Annotated in this window: 19 protein-coding genes; all 19 read left to right on the top strand. The window is 38.2% G+C overall.

Annotated elements, in window-relative coordinates:
* Window positions 1-34 precede the first annotated feature (34 nt).
* The 19 genes from ACTQX6_RS05685 (at window position 35) to ACTQX6_RS05595 (ending at window position 19669) form a co-directional block, all read left to right on the top strand.
* On the top strand, window positions 35-418 hold the full coding sequence (locus tag ACTQX6_RS05685) for a desulfoferrodoxin family protein (RefSeq protein WP_117445173.1): 384 nt from the start codon (window positions 35-37) through the stop codon (window positions 416-418).
* A gap of 163 nt (window positions 419-581) precedes the next feature.
* Window positions 582-2141, top strand: coding sequence for a ClC family H(+)/Cl(-) exchange transporter (locus ACTQX6_RS05680; RefSeq protein WP_272003251.1), 1560 nt, complete (start codon window positions 582-584; stop codon window positions 2139-2141).
* 177 nt (window positions 2142-2318) lie between these two features.
* Window positions 2319-4907 (top strand): ABC transporter ATP-binding protein/permease, encoded by a 2589-nt coding sequence (locus ACTQX6_RS05675; protein WP_294688911.1) that lies wholly within the window; start codon window positions 2319-2321, stop codon window positions 4905-4907.
* Window positions 4908-5010: 103 nt separating this feature from the next.
* On the top strand, window positions 5011-6324 hold the full coding sequence (locus ACTQX6_RS05670; RefSeq protein ID WP_117445175.1) for a hypothetical protein: 1314 nt from the start codon (window positions 5011-5013) through the stop codon (window positions 6322-6324).
* Window positions 6325-6476: 152 nt separating this feature from the next.
* Window positions 6477-7616: a glucose-1-phosphate adenylyltransferase gene (locus tag ACTQX6_RS05665; protein WP_117445176.1), complete on the top strand. Its 1140-nt coding sequence runs from the start codon at window positions 6477-6479 to the stop codon at window positions 7614-7616.
* 6 nt (window positions 7617-7622) lie between these two features.
* A complete protein-coding gene (gene glgD / locus ACTQX6_RS05660; RefSeq protein ID WP_117445177.1) occupies window positions 7623-8738 on the top strand; it encodes a glucose-1-phosphate adenylyltransferase subunit GlgD in 1116 nt (371 codons plus the stop codon).
* A complete protein-coding gene (glgA, locus tag ACTQX6_RS05655) occupies window positions 8738-10183 on the top strand; it encodes a glycogen synthase GlgA (protein WP_195223074.1) in 1446 nt (481 codons plus the stop codon). Before glgD ends, glgA begins: the two co-directional genes overlap by 1 nt.
* The gene (locus ACTQX6_RS05650) at window positions 10180-10590 is read left to right on the top strand and encodes a DUF523 domain-containing protein (protein WP_294688907.1); all 411 of its coding nucleotides are present in this window, start codon (window positions 10180-10182) and stop codon (window positions 10588-10590) included. The genes glgA and ACTQX6_RS05650 overlap by 4 nt, the downstream gene beginning before the upstream one ends.
* Before the next feature lie 68 nt (window positions 10591-10658).
* Window positions 10659-10925, top strand: coding sequence for a phosphocarrier protein HPr (locus ACTQX6_RS05645; RefSeq protein ID WP_022789300.1), 267 nt, complete (start codon window positions 10659-10661; stop codon window positions 10923-10925).
* Between the two features lie 323 nt (window positions 10926-11248).
* A complete protein-coding gene (locus ACTQX6_RS05640) occupies window positions 11249-12088 on the top strand; it encodes a transketolase (protein WP_294688904.1) in 840 nt (279 codons plus the stop codon).
* Window positions 12089-12099: 11 nt separating this feature from the next.
* A complete protein-coding gene (locus ACTQX6_RS05635) occupies window positions 12100-13038 on the top strand; it encodes a transketolase family protein (RefSeq protein ID WP_294688901.1) in 939 nt (312 codons plus the stop codon).
* Between the two features lie 28 nt (window positions 13039-13066).
* The gene (locus tag ACTQX6_RS05630; RefSeq protein WP_294688899.1) at window positions 13067-13825 is read left to right on the top strand and encodes an SDR family NAD(P)-dependent oxidoreductase; all 759 of its coding nucleotides are present in this window, start codon (window positions 13067-13069) and stop codon (window positions 13823-13825) included.
* 200 nt (window positions 13826-14025) lie between these two features.
* A complete protein-coding gene (locus tag ACTQX6_RS05625) occupies window positions 14026-14922 on the top strand; it encodes a LysR family transcriptional regulator (RefSeq protein WP_294688898.1) in 897 nt (298 codons plus the stop codon).
* Between the two features lie 142 nt (window positions 14923-15064).
* Complete coding sequence (locus ACTQX6_RS05620) at window positions 15065-16387, top strand: sodium/glutamate symporter (protein ID WP_320802777.1); 1323 nt, start codon at window positions 15065-15067, stop codon at window positions 16385-16387.
* A gap of 32 nt (window positions 16388-16419) precedes the next feature.
* Complete coding sequence (locus ACTQX6_RS05615; RefSeq protein WP_294688553.1) at window positions 16420-16686, top strand: HPr family phosphocarrier protein; 267 nt, start codon at window positions 16420-16422, stop codon at window positions 16684-16686.
* A gap of 213 nt (window positions 16687-16899) precedes the next feature.
* Window positions 16900-17580, top strand: coding sequence for a 5-oxoproline transporter, DUF969 family subunit (locus ACTQX6_RS05610; RefSeq protein ID WP_022789301.1), 681 nt, complete (start codon window positions 16900-16902; stop codon window positions 17578-17580).
* A complete protein-coding gene (locus ACTQX6_RS05605) occupies window positions 17580-18536 on the top strand; it encodes a DUF979 domain-containing protein (protein WP_229035755.1) in 957 nt (318 codons plus the stop codon). The genes ACTQX6_RS05610 and ACTQX6_RS05605 overlap by 1 nt, the downstream gene beginning before the upstream one ends.
* Window positions 18537-18548: 12 nt before the next feature.
* The gene (gene pcp / locus ACTQX6_RS05600; RefSeq protein WP_117445181.1) at window positions 18549-19196 is read left to right on the top strand and encodes a pyroglutamyl-peptidase I; all 648 of its coding nucleotides are present in this window, start codon (window positions 18549-18551) and stop codon (window positions 19194-19196) included.
* Entirely contained in the window at window positions 19193-19669 is a 477-nt protein-coding gene (locus ACTQX6_RS05595) for a hypothetical protein (RefSeq protein ID WP_441657342.1), read from the top strand. Before pcp ends, ACTQX6_RS05595 begins: the two co-directional genes overlap by 4 nt.
* The last annotated feature ends 1 nt before the right edge of the window (window position 19670 follow it).

The raw sequence follows: 19670 nt of genomic DNA, 5'->3' as shown, positions 1-19670 counted from the left end.
TAGATATAATGTCAATATAAAGGAGGTTTTCGAAATGAAAATTTTTAAATGTGATGATTGCGGTGCTGTATTTGAATTGGTTGTAGAACCTACAAAAGGTGCTATTGAAGGATTGCGCGAAGTAAAAGCCGGTGAAGTTGACGGGGCTTTGGAAAAACACGTACCTGTTGTAGAACAAGATGGACATAAGTTGATCGTTAAAGTAGGAAGTGTTGCTCACCCTATGACAGCAGAACACTATATCAATGCGATCTGGGTAGAGTTTGAAGACGGAACCTATGTGAAAAAAGCACTGACACCGGATATGGCTCCAGAAGCAGAATTCTGCATGAAGAATAAGTCCGGAAAAGTTACGGTGTATGAATATTGTAATCTGCACGGACTTTGGAAAACAGAGTTTACTTTAAAAGCTGAATAATTGAATAGCTCTATCGTAAAAAGAACTGGAATTTCTTGTATAAAGATTCCGGTTTTTTTGTTTTTACAGACTTTTCCTGCAAGGATCCTACAAGCTGTGGGTTGTAAGATGGGAAAGACTCTACTACAATGGTAGGTGGATTTTTTAAGAAAAGAGGGAAACCATGAAATTGGAAAATAATTATCATTCCCTTACCAATTCGGTATTCGATAATGTGATCCTTATTCTAAAAAGCATGCTTGTAGGCGTTTGTGCCGGAGGGATTGCGGTATTGTATCGACTGGTATTGGGAAAGGGCGAATCTTTTGCCTTTTCGTTGTATGATTTTGTGTCAGGAAATCTTTCCTGGATCTTGTTGTTGATTCCCGTCTTTGGAATCGTTGCGTATTTGATCGGAAAAATGGTGGATTACAACCCTATGATTTCCGGTAGTGGAATACCGCAGATCGAAGGTATTTTAAAAGGATACTTTTTAAAGCGGAAAAGTTGGTTTTCTACTCTGGTTTGTAAATTTGCCGGTGGTGCGATGGGGATTGCCGGAGGTCTTTCATTAGGAAGAGAGGGCCCATCGATACAATTAGGTGCCAATGTCGGAGAGGCTATCGGTAATCGGTTGGGAAACGGACGACTGGAAAAAAAGATTCTTATTGCCGGAGGGGCTAGCGCCGGATTGGCTGCAGCTTTTAACGCCCCTTTGGCCGGTGTCATGTTTGCCTTGGAAGAAATCTTTAAATATTTTACACCGGTGATTTTGTTGTCGATGATGTCGGCAGCCGTAGCTTCCGATTTTATTTCCAAACAGATTTTTGGCATGCAGCCTATTTTTGAATTGCCGGTGATTCAATCCATTCCCTTATCCGGCTATGGTTATCTGATCCTGTTAGGTATTTTACTGGGTGTTTTCGGCGCAATTTATAACTATGTATTGCTTCGAACAAAGGATCTGTACAAAAGCTTGTCAGTACCTACCTGGGTAAAAATCTGGATTCCTTTTTTATTGGCGATTGTTTTAGGAATTACCATGCCGCAGGTGTTGGGTGGCGGTCATGCCTTGTTTGAAGAAATGAACAGTGATCTGGTTTTGACCACCATGATCGTTTTCCTGCTTGTAAAGTTTTTGTTTTCCGTCATCAGTTTTGGTTCCGGAATTCCGGGTGGTATTTTCTTTCCTTTGATTGTTTTGGGTGCCGGTATCGGTTCTGTATATGCTAAAGCGATCATTTCATTTTTAGGTGTGGATCCTATCTTATTTCATAATTTTATTATTTTGGCCATGGCCGGTTATTTTACAGCGATTGTCAGAGCCCCTTTGACTGGTATCATCTTAGTTACGGAAATGACCAATTCTCTGGCACACTTGTTATCGCTGACGGTGGTTTCTTTGGTGGCCTATGCCGTTGCAGACTTATTAAAAAGTCCACCGGTTTATGAAGCTTTATTGGATGGCATGCTGGATAAAGAGCAGGGCGAGACTAAAGAAAGCGGAAAACGAATCGTATTTGAAATACTCGTACAACACGAATCCATGTTAGCCAACAAAATGGTAAAAGATATCTCATTACCTGAAGGTACACTGTTGGTGGAAATACGCCGAGGTGAATACAGGATATTGCCGAAGGGAAATACTAAAATAAAAGAAGGTGATACGATTTCTGTATTGACCGATGTAAATTTAGAATGCAGTGTGAAAGAAGCTTTGGAAGCACAGAATCAAAGCACCTAGGCTTCATTTGAGAAGAAATTGAGAATTAAAGGTCTGATATCTAAAAGGATATTGGACTTTTTTTGTCCTATATCGAAAGTCATAATAGAAAGGTTTGTTAGGAACAAAGAAGGGTTTACATATTGTTAAGTGACTTAATGAATGATATAATATTCGATATTTCAAGGAGGTTTTCATATGCTTGAAGTTAGACATCTTGTCAAAGATTATGATACAGGAAGTAATATCGTACATGCCTTAAAAGATATTTCTCTGACATTTCGCGACAGTGAATTTGTTTCGATTTTAGGACAAAGCGGATGCGGAAAAACAACATTTTTAAATATTATCGGTGGTTTGGATCAATATACCAGCGGGGATTTGATCATTAACGGTCGTTCAACCAAAAACTATACGGATAAAGATTGGGATACCTATCGTAATCACCGTGTTGGTTTCGTGTTCCAAAGCTACAATTTGATCATGCATCAAACGGTCCTCAGTAATGTCGAGCTGGCATTGACATTGAGCGGTGTCGATAAGCAGGAACGAAGACAAAGAGCCATCGAGGTCTTAAAACAAGTCGGTTTGGAAGATCAGTTGGATAAAAAACCGACACAGATGTCCGGTGGACAAATGCAGCGTGTAGCTATTGCCAGAGCCTTGGTCAACAACCCGGAAATCTTGTTGGCGGATGAGCCGACCGGTGCCCTGGATTCCAAGACCAGTGTGCAGATCATGGATTTGTTAAAGGAGATTGCCAAGGATCGACTGGTCATCATGGTGACACATAATCCAGAGTTGGCCAAGACGTATTCAACGCGTATCATTTCTTTATTTGATGGTGTGGTGCAAAACGATACTAATCCTATCGCACCGGAAGAAATTACTCCAATGACGGATTCTTTAAAAAAGCCAAGTATGTCTTTTAAGACAGCTTTATCGCTGAGTTTAAATAACTTGATGACAAAAAAAGGTCGTACCTTGTTGACAAGCTTTGCCGGAAGTATTGGTATCATTGGTATCGCTTTGATCCTTTCTTTATCCAACGGGGTGCAGGCTTACATCAATCAGGTTGAAAATGATACGATGGCCAGCTATCCAATTGAGATTCAAGATAACACCATGGATATGTCAACGATGATGGAAACCATGATGAATATGTCATCGGATGAGAAAGAAAAAAAGGAAAATAAGGATGAGGTCACATCCATGCCCTACATCAATGATATTTTGAATTCGATCTCAAAGTCTTCCAAGAACAATCTTTCTGCCTTTAAATCGTATTTGGAAAGTAAAGAGGGAGATCAACTCATGGATCATACCAAAGCTGTGGAATACGATTATGGCTTAAGTATGCATGTTTATAATGATTTAGGGGATCAAGGTCTGGTGCAGGTCAGTCCCAATGGTTTGCTGGATCGTCTTGGTTTCTCGGATTTGATGAATCTGCAAAATCAATTTATGTCTTCTTCTACATCGATGATGTCTAATGAAGTATGGCTTTCTTTACCGGATACCAAAGAACTTCGCGACGATGAATTTGAACTGGTCGAAGGAAAATGGCCGGATGCCTATAATGAGGTCGTGATCGAAGTCAATGATCAAAACGAGATTTCCGATTATGTACTCTATTCTCTGGGTTTGATGGATCAGGATGAGCTGGTCGAGAATTATAATCAGCTTTTAGCCGGTAATGTAGATCAAATTCAAACGAGTGAAGATGCCACTTACACATACGATGAATTATTAAATACAACGTTTAAGCTGGTCAATAACAGTGATTTGTATCATAAAGTCAATGGCGTATGGATCGATGGATCTCAGGATGAAACCTATGTCGATCAGATCGTGGATCAAGCCACCGATGTTAAAATCGTAGGGATCATCAAACCAGCCGATTCTACCGTATCAAAGACAACGATGGGCGGTGTGTATTATTCTTCGCAAATGCGTGATTACATGATCGAACAGTGTTCAAATTCACAGATCGTACAGGAACAAATCAATCATCCGGATACCAATGTATTAACCGGAACGGCATTTTCAGATGGGGAAGAAATGTCGATTTCGAAATTAACACCGGAGCAGCAAATGGCCATGGCTTCTATGTCACAGGAAGAATTGATGTCTTATATGAGCACATACAATGAAAATCTCAATGCGACCTATGACAGCAATTTACAAAAGCTAGGATATATCGACCTGGATAATCCGACAAAGATCAATATCTATGCATCAAGCTTTGAAGATAAAGAAGAAATAAGCAATTTGATCAACGAGTATAACGAAAAGGAAAAAGCAGCTGATCGTTTAGCCAATGTGATCACATACAACGATTTTATCGGTATGATGTTGTCCAGCGTGACCAGTGTGATCAATATGATCTCTTATGTTCTGATTGGATTTGTATCCGTATCGTTGATCGTATCCAGTATCATGATTGGTATCATTACGTATATTTCTGTATTGGAGAGAACCAAAGAAATCGGAATTTTACGAGCTATCGGTGCTTCCAAAAAGGATGTATCGCATGTCTTTAATGCCGAAACCTTTATCATTGGTCTGGCCAGTGGATGCATGGGTATCTTGATTACGATCTTGTTGAATATTCCCATCAGCATGATCGTAGAAAATCTGACTGGTGTTGCCCATATTGCCAGTCTTCCATGGCAGGGTGGACTGATCTTGATCTTGATCAGCTTATTATTGACAGTTATAGCCGGTCTAATTCCTAGTCGCTTTGCCTCGAAAAAAGATCCTGTAGAAGCTTTACGTAGTGAATAGTCTATTAGAGTTAAGCATAATGTTTAGCTCTTTTTTGTACAAAGAACTACTTGACATTCTCAAACCGGGGGGGGGGTAAAATTTTCTTAATGGAGGATTTTATATGAAGAAATTTACAAAAGTGGCATTGGCGGCAACGACAAGTCTATCTATGATCTGCACAATAGGTATGAGTGTATATGCACAAACTGAAACTGAGAGTATAGATACGGTGGATGTTTCTAATCATTTAGATGAATCGAATGTTGATAATTCAGAAAATTTAGATGAAACAAATAAAGAAAACATTGCGGATGATGCAGATGAAATTACAACAGAAAACAAAGAAACAACAGATGTAAATGGTTTAGAAGAACAACCTCTTGTTTCGGAGGATGCTACAAATTCAGCAACTACTCCGAATGAAGATGAAGTGATAGATTGGGGAACTTTTCATTTTATCTATGTTGATGCGGTTACAGGAGAAGTATTGAATACATATACTTTTAAGCCAAATGTAACAGAAACAATACAGGAAGCTATGGAAAATGGATTACCAGAGGGGTATTCTTTTCCACCATATTTAGGCGGTTTAGGATGGGTTGCTAAACCTGGCCAAGATTCTTTTTACACGTATCCAGTGCAAAAAGGAGAATGGGATAAGGAGAATGCTGAAAATGATTTGATACCTATTAAAATTAAGTACGTAGATGTTAAAGATGGAAATTTGGTAGGTGAAAGCGAAATACTATGGCCATCCAGTTATGAATATGTAACGATGAATCCTTATGGCTATTATATGGGGGAGATACCTGAAGAATATGTGATTACAGGAAAAGTATGGGAAATACAAAATGGCGAAATCGCAGTTCATGTGCAAAAAGATGATGGTGAAATAGAAGGCCATCTCTTCAACTTTACTTTCTTATCCGATAAACAAGCCTTTGATAAAAGCTATTTAGTTTTTGAAAAATTGGATATAAATTCAGATAATAAGATTGATTACAAAGAAATACAATCTCTACTTCCGGAAGGCTATCAATTAGATAATCAATATAAAGAAGGTGATATTTTCTTTGAATTAGTAACGGATGATACAGGAAGTACAAGTGTTCGTCCTGTCGGAGATGCTGTTGTGAATGCTTTTGGAAGTGTCTTTATTACAGACATAAAGGACGAAGACCCATCGGATACCGATTCATCAGATGATCAAACGGATGCATCCAATCCAGATGGATCAAAAGAAGATGAAAATACTTCATCACAAGATGAAACCAGCCATAAAACGACTCCCGATAAAGAAGCGAGTGTGAAGAAAGAAAAAACTACAAATACAGCTTATGAAACAAATCCAATCGTATGGGCTGGATTGATGTCACTAGCTTTAGTGCTCGGTATTGGCATGATATTGTGTTATAAATCTAAAATGAATCGATAAATTGTAAGAACCTGGTAAAAAATCAGGTTCTTTTTGTTACATAGTCTTTACATTGAAAACGCATACATTTTGATGTAAAAACATTTAAATTTTACGAAAAAGTGATATACTTTTAATTAAGTAAGACGCTTATGTTATATAGGAGGATGAGTATGGAACAAAATAATATGCTCGCAATGATTTTAGCGGGTGGGCGTGGTACGCGTTTATTGGATCTGACAAAGAAAAACGCAAAGCCGGCCGTTTATTTCGGTGGTAAGTATCGAATCATCGATTTTCCCCTGAGCAACTGTGCGAATTCAGGAATCAAAGTCGTAGGTGTTTTGACACAGTATGAATCCGTCATGTTGAATGCCTATGCCGGAGCCGGACAACGCTGGGGTCTGGATACAAGAGGAAGTGGCGTTTATGTACTTCCGCCACGTGAAAAAGATGGAACAAAATTTGATGTGTATCAGGGAACCGCAGATGCCATTACACAAAATATTGACTTTATCGATACATTTGATCCGGAACATGTTTTGATTCTTTCCGGTGACCATATTTATAAAATGGATTATGCGAATATGCTTTCTTTGCATAAGGAAAGTGGTGCTGCCTGTACGATTGCCGTACTTCCGGTTCCAATGAAAGAAGCAAGCCGTTTCGGTATCATGAATACGGATGAAGAAGGTCGTATCGTTGAATTTGAAGAAAAACCGGAATACCCAAAATCAAACCTGGCCAGTATGGGTATCTACATCTTTAACTGGAAGGATCTGCGTAAAGAATTGATTGCCGATATGAATGTAGAAGGAAGTCATCATGACTTTGGTAAAGACATTATTCCTTCTTTCTTAAATCAGGGCAAAAAGCTGCAGGCTTATAAATTTGAAGGTTACTGGAAGGATGTAGGAACGATTGATTCTCTGTGGGAAGCCAATATGGATCTGCTTACAAAATCCAATGAGTTGAATTTGGATGATCCGGAATGGAAGATTTATACAGAAGATATTCCGACACTTCCACATTATGTATCTCCAACAGGTTCTGTTAAGAACTGTTATATCAATCAGGGAGCCATCATTAAAGGAAATGTAGAAGGCTCTGTCTTGTTCCACAATGTAACCGTGGATAAAGATGCCGTTGTCGAACAGGCTGTTTTGATGCCGGGCGTAAGTGTTGGTGAAGGTGCCAAAGTCTATCGTGCTATTGTGGCGGATGGTGTTAAGATCGACCCGGGTGCTGTTGTGGGATCACCAGACAGTGAAGAGATCGCGTTGATTTCCAAACGCGTAAAGAAAGGGGAGTAACCGACGATGTGTAATGCTTTAGGTATCGTGACTTACAATGACCCGAATGTGTATGTAAGAGGTCTTCAAAAATATCGCCCAATTGCGGCATTTAACTTTATTGGACGTTATCGTCTGGTGGATTTTCCATTATCAAATATGGCCAATTCCGGCATTCATGATATCAAGGTTTTTGTCAATGGAAATCCTCGTTCCCTGATCGATCATATCGGCAGTGGACGTCAGTATAATATCAACTCCAAACATGGAAAGATCGAGCTGATTCCATTGTATCGTGAAGATGGGGCTGTGAAATATGTATCGGATGTACAAAGCTATTATGATCAGTTGTATTCTATCGAACAAAACAACAATGACTATGTGATCATTGCACCGGTCAATATGATTTACATGGCAAACTATGCCGATTTATTAGATCAGCATATGGAAAGTGGAGCAGAAATCACCATGTTGTATCAGAATGTGGACAACGCCAAAGATCATTACATCAACTGTGATGTGATTCAGATGAATCGTCAAAAAGGTGTGTTGAGCATTGAAAGCAACTTAGGAAATTATAAAAATCGTCAGTTGTCTTTACAGACTTATATCATGTCTAAAGAAATCTTTGTTTCGCTTGTAAAAGAGGCAACAAAGGTCAGCAGTATGTACTGGTTTAAGGATATTGTCAATGATCATTGTAAAGATATGGATATCCGTGGGGTAAACTTCCGTGGTGGTGTTTATTGCATCAATGATCTGAAATCTTATTTTGACAGTAATATGGCAATCTTGGATGAAGCTAATATGCGTGAATTCTCCAATCCAAAATGGCCGGCTTATACAAGAACCAACGACAGTGCACCGGCTATCTATTTGAACGGTGGAAGTGCGGTAGGCTCTTTTGTATCCAACAGTTGTGAAGTACATGGTCAGATTGTCAATTCGATCGTAGGCCGTGCCTGCAAGATCGGTAAAAATGCCGTTGTGGAAAATTGCTTGATCATGCCGGGTGTAACGATTGGAGATAATGCGGTTTTAAAGAATGTGATCGTGGATAAATACGCCAAGATCGTGAAGAAAAAAGATTTAGCAGGTACAGAAGAAGAACCTTTGTACATCGGAAGAAGGGAGAATATCTAATGGCATCAATTTTAATGGTTGCAGGTGAAGGGCTTCCCTTTATTAAAACCGGTGGACTTGCGGATGTAATCGGTTCTTTACCGGCTGCTTTGACACAACAGGGGCATGAAGTGAAAGTTGTTATGCCTTTATATCGTAAGATTGCGGAAAAATACATGGATGAATTGTATTTTGACTGTGAGTTTTCCGTTTCCATCGCGTATCATGAAGTACCGGTACGTGTCTATTCCAAGATGGAAGGGGATGTATGCTTCTTCTTCATTCAACATCAGGGATACTTTGAAAGAGATACGTTGTATGGCTATGACGATGATGGAGAACGTTTTGCGTATTTCCAAAAAGCTGTGATTGAAATGTTGAATCAACTGAATTACTGGCCAAATATCATTCATTGTCATGACTGGCATACCGGAATGATTCCTTGTATGGTCAAAGAAACGCATGATAATGATGCGCGTTATCGCAGTATTCGATTCGTTTATACGATTCATAATTTGGCTTATCAGGGAAACTTTGGTCCGGAAATGCTGGATAGTTGTTTAGGGCTTCCTTATTATCTGCTGGAGAATGGAAATGTTCGCTTTGATGGTGGAATTTCCTTTATGAAGTCCGGAATCTTATATGCGGATAAGGTGACAACTGTTTCTCCAACATATGCACAGGAGATTTTGACACCACAGTATGGGGAACACTTAGAAGCCATTTTGAATATGCGTAAATACGATCTGTGGGGTATCGTAAACGGAATTGATATCAATTTATGGAATCCAAAAACGGATCCGGAGATTCCGTATCACTTTGATAAGGTCAATATTGAGAAACAGAAAAAACAAAACAAACTGGCTTTACAGAAAGAGCTGGGCTTAAAAGAAGATGAAAACGTCATGTTGGTAGGATGTGTCAGTCGATTGACATGGCAAAAAGGCTTCTATTTAATGATGGAGCAGTTGGATGCCTTATGTTCGGCACCGATTCAGTTAGTCATCTTAGGTAGTGGCGAAAGCCAGATCGAAAACAAACTCAGAGATTTGGAAAACGGAAACAAAGGAAAGATTTGTTTCTACTATGGATACAACGAAAGCTTAGCACATCGTATCTATGCCGCCAGCGATCTGTTCTTAATGCCATCGTTATTTGAACCATGTGGTATTTCACAGCTTTGCTCTATGCGCTATGGCACATTGCCGCTAGTACGTGAAACCGGCGGGTTAAAAGATACGGTCAATCCATATAACGAATACGATAAGAGCGGAAACGGATTCAGCTTTGAGCATTATGATTCCAATGAATTGATGAACACGTTATATTATGCAATCGATGTTTATTACAACCGTAAAGAAGATTGGAAGATCTTACAGACTAATGCGTTGAATACGGATGTAAGCTGGGCCAACAGTGCCAAAACATATTCGTTGTTATATGATGAATTGATGGCTAATTCATGAGAGTTGCCGTCAGTGCATGTCTGGTCGGTCAAAAGTGTCGTTATGACGGAAACCACTGCAAAAGGGATATACTCGATACGTTCTTGAAAGAACATGAAATGATACCGGTATGTCCGGAATGCTTAGCCGGCTTTTCCATTCCACGAGAACCAATTGAAATTTTGGATGGCAAAGTGATTACTAAATCCGGAAAAGATGTAACGTCATCTTTAGAAAAGGGTGTAGAGAAAGCGCTGTCCATCTTAAGAGAAAACAAAATAGAGATCGTGATCTTAAAAAGTCGTTCGCCGAGTTGTGGTGTCGGCTTTACATATGATGGAACCTTTAGTGGTCGTCTGATCCAACAGGATGGAAAGTTTGCCAGGTCACTGAAAGAGAATGGTTTCTTCATTCTTCAAGTTGACTGAAATTGTATTGATTTATTGAGGGAAATGGACTAAAATATTTTTAGATTTACTTTAGGAGGATATTTATAATGAAACAAGTTACTGTAACTGTAGTTGATCCAGTAGGATTACATGCTCGTCCTGCCACTGTGGCTGTAAACGCTGCCAGCAAATTCAAAAGTGAAATCAACGTGGCTTTCAAAGGACGTGAAGTAAACATGAAATCAATCATGGGTGTTATGTCTTTAGGAATCCCAACACAGTCTGAAATCACAATCAGCTGCTCTGGTGAAGACGAAGAAGAAGCAATTGCTGCTATCGAAGAAGTACTTCGCGCACAGAAAATCATTGCTTAATTATAAAAAAGCCGAAAGGCTTTTTTTGTTATTATATAAAGAATTAGATCTGATCTTGATTACAAGGTAAGATCTTTTTTTTTGCATAGTTTTTAGCTATGGAAACATTATATATTGGTATTTCACATTTCATTTGTCCGGTAGTATTGTACAGATAGGAAGAAACAAAGGGCCTAACTGTTTACTTCAAAAGAAGAAAATTATCACGTTAATTTACAGATTTGAACATCATGAACATCACAGTATTCCTATATCAAAAACTATAGTTCAAACTGTAATGCAATAAGGATAGTTTCCTTACTGTTTGAAAGGAGCAAAGAAAAATGAACGAAGTTACTGTGAATCAGCTTAGAAATCAGGCAACAGACCTTCGTAAAAAAGTCATAAAAATGATTTATGAAGCGCAATCTGGGCATCCAGGCGGTTCATTATCTGCAGCTGAATTTGTAACAGCTTGTTATTTTAAAGAAATGAAAATAGATCCAAAAAATCCTAAATGGGAAGATCGTGATCGTTTTATATTATCAAAAGGACATGTATGTCCAATTCAATATGCTGCTTTAGCAACAAAAGAATATTTTGATGAAGCAGTATTAGATACACTCAGAAAAGAAGGATCCATTTTACAAGGGCACCCAGATATGAAGAAATGTCCTGGAATTGATATTTCAACAGGTTCTTTAGGACAAGGATTGGCTTGCGGAGTTGGAATGGCGATGGCTGGCAAAGCCGATGAAAAAAACTTTGATGTCTATGTTGTGATTGGTGATGGAGAGATGCAAGAGGGTGAAATATGGGAAGCTATGAATACGGCTCATAAATACCATTTAGACAATCTAATTGCGTTCATTGATGAAAATGGATTACAGTTAGACGGAACTACAGATCAAGTAATGCCAAACTTAGATTTAGGAAAGAAACTACAATCGTTTGGTTGGGATGTCTTTGAAATCGATGGTAATGATATGGAACGTGTTATTGTATCGATCGAAGCTTGTAAAAGCAAACGAAATGGAAAGCCAAAAGCTATTATTGGTAAAACTATTAAAGGAAAAGGAGTTTCTTTTATGGAAAATCAGGTAGGATGGCATGGAGTGGCACCGAATGAAGAAGAATATAAACAAGCCATGAATGAGCTTGATGCACAATATGTAAGAGAGTAGGAGTATGCCATATGAGTAATAGTAAAAAAATTGCGACTCGACAAGGGTTTGGTGATGAAATTGTCGAATTAGGCAAAGAAGACAAAAACATTGTTGTAATTGATGCCGATATCGGAAAGTCCTGTAAGACAGCACCTTTCAAGAAAGCTTTACCTCATCAATATTACAATGTTGGAATTGCTGAACAAAACTGTGCAGGTGTTGCGGCAGGTATGGCAACATGTGGAAAGATTCCGTTTGTGGTTACGTATGCCGTATTTGGATCTTTACGTATGTTAGAAATGATACGACAAGAAATCTGTTATCCTAATTTAAATGTAAAGATTGCGTGTTCGCATGGTGGAGTAACTCCGGCAAATGATGGAGCCAGTCATCAAAGCATTGAAGATATGGGTGTTTTTAGAACCATTCCAAATATGACAGTGATCATGCCTGCAGATTATCATTCTGCACGAAAGTTAGTTCGAGAATCTGCCCGTTGGAATGGTCCGGTATATCTTCGTTTTACTAGAGATGCAATTGAACAAATATATCCGGAAAATGAAAACTTTGAAATCGGAAAAGCAAAGCAGCTCAGTGCTGGAAATGATTTAGCCATCATTGCGAATGGTGATATGGTGCGTTTAGGTATTCAAGCTTGTGAACAACTCGAAAGAGAAGGAATACATGCGCAGCTTTATGATATGCATACCATCAAGCCACTTGATTATCATGCGGTAGATCAGGCACGAAAAACTGGAAGAATTTTAACGATTGAAGATCATAATATAATAAATGGATTAGGCAGTGCCGTTGCGGAGTATGTTGCGGAAACAGGCGATGTAATGGTACATCGAATGGGAATCCAAGATCAGTTTGGACAGTCTGCACCGTATGAACGCTTATTAGCTATGAATGGTATTACTGTAGAGAATATTGTAAAGAGTGCCAAACACTTATTGAATCAATAATACATAAAATAATAAGGAGGAGTCGATAATGTTTGATTTTACCAATCAAGTTGTCATAGTAACCGGTAGTGGTTCGCCAAAAGGAATTGGAAAAACAATTGCTAAAAGTTTCGTGGAACAAGGAGCCAGTGTTGTCATTGCTGATGTTAATAGTCAGGGAATTGAAAATACTGTTCGAGAAATAAAAGAGATGGGAGGCGATGCTTTAGGGGTTACTTTTGATGTGACATCAAAAGAATCGTGTGAAAGTCTTGTTGATCAAGTTATGCATAAATATGGAAGGATCGATGTATTGGTCAATAATGCGGGAATTTCTCAAAAAGTAACAGTAGCAGAAATGACGGTGGAAGATTATCAAAGAATCTTAAATGTAAATGTAATAGGTCTATTTCTAGTTACACAAGCAGTTATGAAAGTAATGAGAAAAGCAAAATACGGACGTATTGTAAATCTGTCCAGTGTTTCCGGCAAAAGAGGAGGGGGTGTCTTTGGCGGTGCTCATTATTCAGCTTCTAAAGCCGCTGTATTAGCTTTTTCAAAAAATCTTTCTCGCGAAATATCGAATGAAGGGATAACAATTAATAGTGTTTGCCCAGGGCTGATCAACACTGAAATTTGGAAATCACTACCAAGTGAAGATGCGAAAAAGGTGATTGATGGAATACCAATGGGAAGACCTGGAGAAACAAAAGAAGTAGCTGCAGCAATTGTCTTTCTAGCTAGTAAAGAAGCAAGTTATATCACCGGTGAGGAAATCGATATAAACGGTGGATCTCACATGGATTAGTGCCATATATCCACAGGCAGGTTTAATCTAATCATATACGTCAGTAAAATCCTTTAATCTTAAGCTCAACTTTTTGTCAACTGCCTGTGGACTATGTTGGTAACAGGAATTATCAAGTCCATAATTTGGTCCTAAATGGACCATTTTTTTGCGTGAGTCAAATAGAAAGGGTATAATAGTTGCGGAAATGGAGAAAAAATATGGAATTTCAAAAACTGATTTATTTGGAATCAATTTATCGTCTTCACAGTTTTACAAAAGCAGCTGAAGAAAATCACATTTCGCAACCTTCTATTACAAACGCTATACAAAAATTAGAAGAAGAATTAAACTGTGAATTAATTCAAAGAAAATCAAAACCGTTGCAGTTTACATCAGAAGGCCAACGATTTATGTCGCACGTATATAATATTTTACAAGCAGTAGATGATGCATACCGTGACATGAACCTTCTTAAGAGCAATCGAAACAATCGATTGAATATTGCCTGTTCTTCTTATGTTAGAAATTGGTTTTTACCTCTTGTTTATACAGGTTTTTTAAAAAGATACCCCCAAATAGATATCAATATTTCTGAGCCTACTCTAGAATCTTCTTTACTTGAATTGGAAGATGGGAGATTAGATTTTCTGTATACATTGTTTCCGGACCATCTAAATTTGGAAGAATTTGAAGTAAAATTGGTGCAAAAATGTCAACTGGGTTTGATTATGCGTAAAGGAGATGTTTTAGAATCTATGAATACGATTTCCTTAGATGTATTACGACACAAGAATGTTTATTTATATCCTAAAGGTAGTATTGTGCGATCAAAAATTGAAAAGGAATTTTCTGCTTGTCATATTGTTCCTCATATATTGACTATTTCTCAAAGTGATTTGATGCAGCAAATGACGGAAATGGGGATGGGATATTCATTTGTAGTGACAGATGCTTTTGGTAATATTAATTTAAGTGATGGCTTGACATTCCGTCCGTTAAAAAAGCCGGTGGAATTATGGCAGGCATTTATATGGAAACGTGGACATACTTTAAGTAAAAATGCATTAAATATGATTGAATATATTGAAAATTTTTTTAAGCAAAAATCATATTGATTAAATATATTATATAGTTTATTCTTGGGCTTTATAGCTTAAGGCTATCTAATCATAATATATTGATATTTCACCTTTTTAAATGTAAGCGGTATCATGATTACAGATTCGATCGAACTTCTATGAAAAGGAGAAAAACATAATGTTATTTGAAGAAGTACTCATTGATTTTTGTTGGGGAAGTTTCCTTTTATTGTTGGGGTTGTTATTACGTTCAAAAATACGTTTTTTACAACGATTTTTTATACCAGTTTCTGTAATCGCTGGAATTACTGGTCTTCTATTGGGACCCAATGTATTAGGACAATTTTGCCCTTACTATATTCATTGGTCTAAACATGTGAGTGAATATGCGAACCCATTGTTGGCTATATTGTTTATTACCCAATTCCTCGATCTTCATTTTAATAAGAAGATGATAAAAAAGTGCTTGTCTGTTTTTAGTATATCGACAGTTGTAATTGCATCACAAATTTTGATTGCGATGACATTTGTAAAACTATTTCATATTTATGATGGAATTAGCCTATTACCATTTTCAGGATTCTTTGGTGCCCATGGATTGCCGGGTACGGTAGCTGGTGTTTTTCAAAAAGTAGGATATTGGGATTATAATGAAGCGTTTTCAGTAGGAAACTCTTTTGCAACATTTGGAATGTTATGGGGTATCTTTATTGGAATTATCTTAATTAATATTGGAGTTCGTTGCTTATGGTTAGTTGGTGGTAAAGCCGGGAATCTTAGCGAAGAAGAAATGACTGGAATTTTACATGAAAGAAATCGTGGTACTTTTATGAAAAGTTTAACGGCTTCCGTTGCCACCGATTCACTTGCAATCCATGTGGCAATTGTTGGCATCACTCTTTTATTAGGATACGGTTTATTAGATATCATGCATAAAGTTGAGTTATTCTCTACCTTTGCCATCACGATTCCTGCTATGTTTGTTGCATTGTTATTTGGAATCATACTTCGTAAAACTCCACTAGCATCGTTTGTAGATGGTGAAAGTTTGGAACATATCGGATCGACAGCTTTAGAATTTCTAATTGCAATTAGTGTTGCAACTACAGATTTAGTAGTAGTGGTGCAATATATTGTACCTATTCTTGTAATTTCAGTCATTGCTTTATCTATTACAACATTCTTCGTTTTGTTTTTATCCAAAAAATGGATTAAAGATAATTGGTTTGAAAATGCTATGGTTATGTTAGGGTCCTGGTCGGGTTCAACTGCTACCGGAATGATGCTTTTACATGTAGTAGATCCGGATCTTCGATCCGATGCAGCTCGAAATTTAATTGCTGCTACACCTTTTTGGCAATTATCTACACAATCATTTTATTTGACAATTGCACCTTATATAGTCATAACGGCTGCTGGATTTAATCATTTAATGCTAGGTACATTCGTATTGTTTGTCGGTTTTATGCTATTTGGAATAGTCGTAAATAGAAAATCATGATGATGTTTTAAAATCAAATTGGAGGTTAGGATATGAAAAAAGATATAGTTCACATTATTCATATATTAGGATTGCAAGCTCGCCCAGCTGTATCCTTAGTCAATAATTCGGCAAAATATAAAAGTGAATGTAATCTATTATATAAGGGTCGGGAAGCAAATATGAAATCAATTATGGATATTATGTCTTTAAAAATTCCTACACAATCAGATGTCACAATCAGCTGCTCTGGTGAAGACGAAGAAGAAGCAATTGCTGCTATCGAAGAAGTACTTCGCGCACAGAAAATCATTGCTTAATGTATAAAAAAGCCGAAAGGCTTTTTTTTGCCCTTTCTTAGAAGTTTTTATCAAATTGATAATCTTTACATTTATACAAAATTCAATATGTGTACATAAATTGAAATATTATTAAAATTGTATTATAAATTGAAAATATTTTTCAGAAGGGTATAATAAAACTATATTTTGTGGAAATCTTCGCAGAGTGAATAATAAGGAGGGAGAAACTTTATGGAGATTTTGAAATTGCTCGGAATCTTGATCGTAGTAGTTGGTTTTATCTTAAAGCTCGACTCCATACTGATCATTATGGTTGCGGCCATCGTGACAGCACTTGTTTCCGGCATTGATGTTGTTACATTCTTACAGACACTGGGATCCAGTTTTGTATCCAATCGAAGCATGTGTACATTTATCATCGTGCTTGTCTTGACAGGAACTTTGGAACGAAATGGTCTGAAACAGGCAGCGGCCGATTTAATGGCAAAATTTAAAAATGCATCGGCTGGTCTGATCATCGGTATATATGGCATCATTCGTCTGATTTTTGGAGCATTTAATATCAGTGTTGGTGGTGCTGCCAGTTTTATTCGCCCAATCGTAATGCCAATGGCGCAAGCTATCGTGGAAAAAGACGGACATCCGATTGCGGAAGAATACTTGGAACAATTAAAAGGAATGTCGTCTGCCATGGATAATGTGGCATGGTTCTTTGGTCAGGTATTGTTTGTAGGTACAAGTGGTATGTTGTTAGTTCAATCTACATTGGCAGATTTGGGCTATCAGGTTGAATTGATCGATTTGGCCAGTGTTCAGATTCCGGTGGCCTTGATCGCAACGGCATGCGCTATCGTTTACTATTTCTTGAAAGACAAGAAACTGGCTAAGAAATATGCAGGAGGTGCTAAATAATGACAAATCCTATTGAATATTTCATGAGTGCCGAAATTACCATGTCGGATAAACTTTTGGAGATCATGTACTTTGTGATCGGTTTGATTGCTATTTACGTGGCTATTCGAAATTTGAAGGATAAAACGAATGATAAGCGGTATGGTACGTTTGCTTTCTGGTTTTTACTAGGCTTAATGTTTGTGATTGGAAAATGGATTCCGCCGATGTACACGGGAATCTTGATGTTCTTGATGGTTTTAAGCCCAATCTTAAAACAAGTGAAAGCTGGTTCTGAACCAAGTCCTACGGTAGAGGAAATGACAAGAAACTATAACAAGATTGGTTTCAAAGTCTTTATTCCTGCCGTATCTATTGGTGCTTTTGCCTTAATTGCTGCATTGTTTACGAAGATTTCTCCATTGTTTGGTATGGGTGTCGGCGTTGTAGTCGGTATCATCTTATTGATGATCTTCTCAAAAGACAACAAACCTTCTGTTTTCTTGAATGACGGGCGAAGAATGTTGGATATCGTTGGACCTCTAAGTATGTTGCCGACCTTATTAGCTGCCTTAGGTGCTGTCTTTACGACTGCCGGTGTCGGTGATGTAATTTCTAATATTGTATCGAATATCATTCCGGAAGGTAATGTTGCGATCGGCATCATTGTATATGCTGTAGGTATGGCTTTATTTACTATGGTTATGGGAAATGCGTTTGCGGCCATCACCGTTATGACAGTGGGAATCGGCGCACCGTTTGTATTGGCACATGGTGCAGATCCGGTTATCATCGGATCGTTGGCATTGACTTGTGGATACTGCGGAACATTGTGTACACCGATGGCGGCCAACTTTAATATCGTTCCAGTCGCGGTACTGGAGATGAAGGATGACTACGGGGTTATTAAAAACCAGGTTGTCATTGCCGGAATCATGCTTGTTGTTCAGATTATTATGATGATCGTATTATCATAAGGAGTAAAAGTGATGAAAAAGATTTTGATTACAGGTTTTGATCCATTTGGTGGTGAAAGTATCAATCCGGCTTTTGAAGCGGTTAAACTTTTGCCGGATGCAATTGCCGGGGCACAGGTGATCAAATTGGAAGTGCCGACCGTATTTGGTAAGGGGCCACAAAAAACGATCGATGCGATCGAAGAATATAAACCGGATTATGTCCTTTGTATTGGACAGGCTGGCGGTCGTTCCCAATTAACACCGGAATTTGTCGGTATCAACTATGTGCAGGCACGTATTCCGGATAATGAAGGAAATCAGCCGATGAACCAACCTTTGGTTGAAGGGGCTCCTCAGGCTTACTTTGCGACAATACCGGTTCATGCGATGGTAGAAAAAATCAAGGCCAGTGGCATTCCGGCTACTGTTTCTTATACAGCCGGTACATATGTATGTAACGCGATGTTGTATTGTGTCATGCATGCTCTTTATACAAAATATCCGAATGTTAAGGGTGGATTCATGCATGTGCCTTTTGCGACAGAGCAAACGGTCAATCAGCCGGCCGGTACACCGGGAATGAATTTAAAAGATATTGCCAAAGGAATTCAGGCAGCTGTAGAAGCTATTCTGGAAAATGAAGAGGATATCCAGGTCGTAGGAGGAGAAACTCATTGATCTTTGAGCCTGTTACATTGGAAAAAGACTGCTGGATCAGTGGTATAGAAAAAAAGACAAGTCCAGATACATTATATGAAGACTTACCCGTACTTTCCAAAGAATTTGCGAAGATCAAGCCATCGATAAAAAATCCAATCCGACCGCTGATAACTTGTGTTGCGACCGGAAAGGCGAAAATTTTCATGGGTGATTTTGTGGAGCGAAAGGATCCTAACTTTGCATCGATTTCGATAAAAAAAGGACAGCTTTTGGTCAAGGTCAAAGTTTCGTTTCGTTTCCAGGCTTTCTTACCGGCAAAAGTGGCCGGTATTCGCAAGAAGTTTTATCAGAACTGGTTACCGGAAAGTGGTTATGTTTCATCACAATGGCAGGATTTAGAGGTTTATCATTATCGACGTCGTTATTTTCGAAAGTCTCGTAAAATGGTCATGGAGCTTTGGTTTTTATTAGAAAATAAGAAGGAAGATTGAA

The organism is Faecalicoccus sp. LCP19S3_E2 (assembly GCF_052121255.1).
GTDB lineage: Bacteria > Bacillota_I > Bacilli_A > Erysipelotrichales > Erysipelotrichaceae > Faecalicoccus.
The sequence above is the reverse complement of the archived record's forward strand: the minus strand, read 5'-3'. Positions and strand labels throughout refer to the sequence as shown.

Coding starts and splice junctions, on each gene's coding strand:
- ACTQX6_RS05685 (WP_117445173.1), top strand. CDS start 35: ATGAAAATTTTTAAATGTGATGATTGCGGTGCTGTATTTGAATTGGTT.
- ACTQX6_RS05680 (WP_272003251.1), top strand. CDS start 582: ATGAAATTGGAAAATAATTATCATTCCCTTACCAATTCGGTATTCGAT.
- ACTQX6_RS05675 (WP_294688911.1), top strand. CDS start 2,319: ATGCTTGAAGTTAGACATCTTGTCAAAGATTATGATACAGGAAGTAAT.
- ACTQX6_RS05670 (WP_117445175.1), top strand. CDS start 5,011: ATGAAGAAATTTACAAAAGTGGCATTGGCGGCAACGACAAGTCTATCT.
- ACTQX6_RS05665 (WP_117445176.1), top strand. CDS start 6,477: ATGGAACAAAATAATATGCTCGCAATGATTTTAGCGGGTGGGCGTGGT.
- glgD (WP_117445177.1), top strand. CDS start 7,623: ATGTGTAATGCTTTAGGTATCGTGACTTACAATGACCCGAATGTGTAT.
- glgA (WP_195223074.1), top strand. CDS start 8,738: ATGGCATCAATTTTAATGGTTGCAGGTGAAGGGCTTCCCTTTATTAAA.
- ACTQX6_RS05650 (WP_294688907.1), top strand. CDS start 10,180: ATGAGAGTTGCCGTCAGTGCATGTCTGGTCGGTCAAAAGTGTCGTTAT.
- ACTQX6_RS05645 (WP_022789300.1), top strand. CDS start 10,659: ATGAAACAAGTTACTGTAACTGTAGTTGATCCAGTAGGATTACATGCT.
- ACTQX6_RS05640 (WP_294688904.1), top strand. CDS start 11,249: ATGAACGAAGTTACTGTGAATCAGCTTAGAAATCAGGCAACAGACCTT.
- ACTQX6_RS05635 (WP_294688901.1), top strand. CDS start 12,100: ATGAGTAATAGTAAAAAAATTGCGACTCGACAAGGGTTTGGTGATGAA.
- ACTQX6_RS05630 (WP_294688899.1), top strand. CDS start 13,067: ATGTTTGATTTTACCAATCAAGTTGTCATAGTAACCGGTAGTGGTTCG.
- ACTQX6_RS05625 (WP_294688898.1), top strand. CDS start 14,026: ATGGAATTTCAAAAACTGATTTATTTGGAATCAATTTATCGTCTTCAC.
- ACTQX6_RS05620 (WP_320802777.1), top strand. CDS start 15,065: ATGTTATTTGAAGAAGTACTCATTGATTTTTGTTGGGGAAGTTTCCTT.
- ACTQX6_RS05615 (WP_294688553.1), top strand. CDS start 16,420: ATGAAAAAAGATATAGTTCACATTATTCATATATTAGGATTGCAAGCT.
- ACTQX6_RS05610 (WP_022789301.1), top strand. CDS start 16,900: ATGGAGATTTTGAAATTGCTCGGAATCTTGATCGTAGTAGTTGGTTTT.
- ACTQX6_RS05605 (WP_229035755.1), top strand. CDS start 17,580: ATGACAAATCCTATTGAATATTTCATGAGTGCCGAAATTACCATGTCG.
- pcp (WP_117445181.1), top strand. CDS start 18,549: ATGAAAAAGATTTTGATTACAGGTTTTGATCCATTTGGTGGTGAAAGT.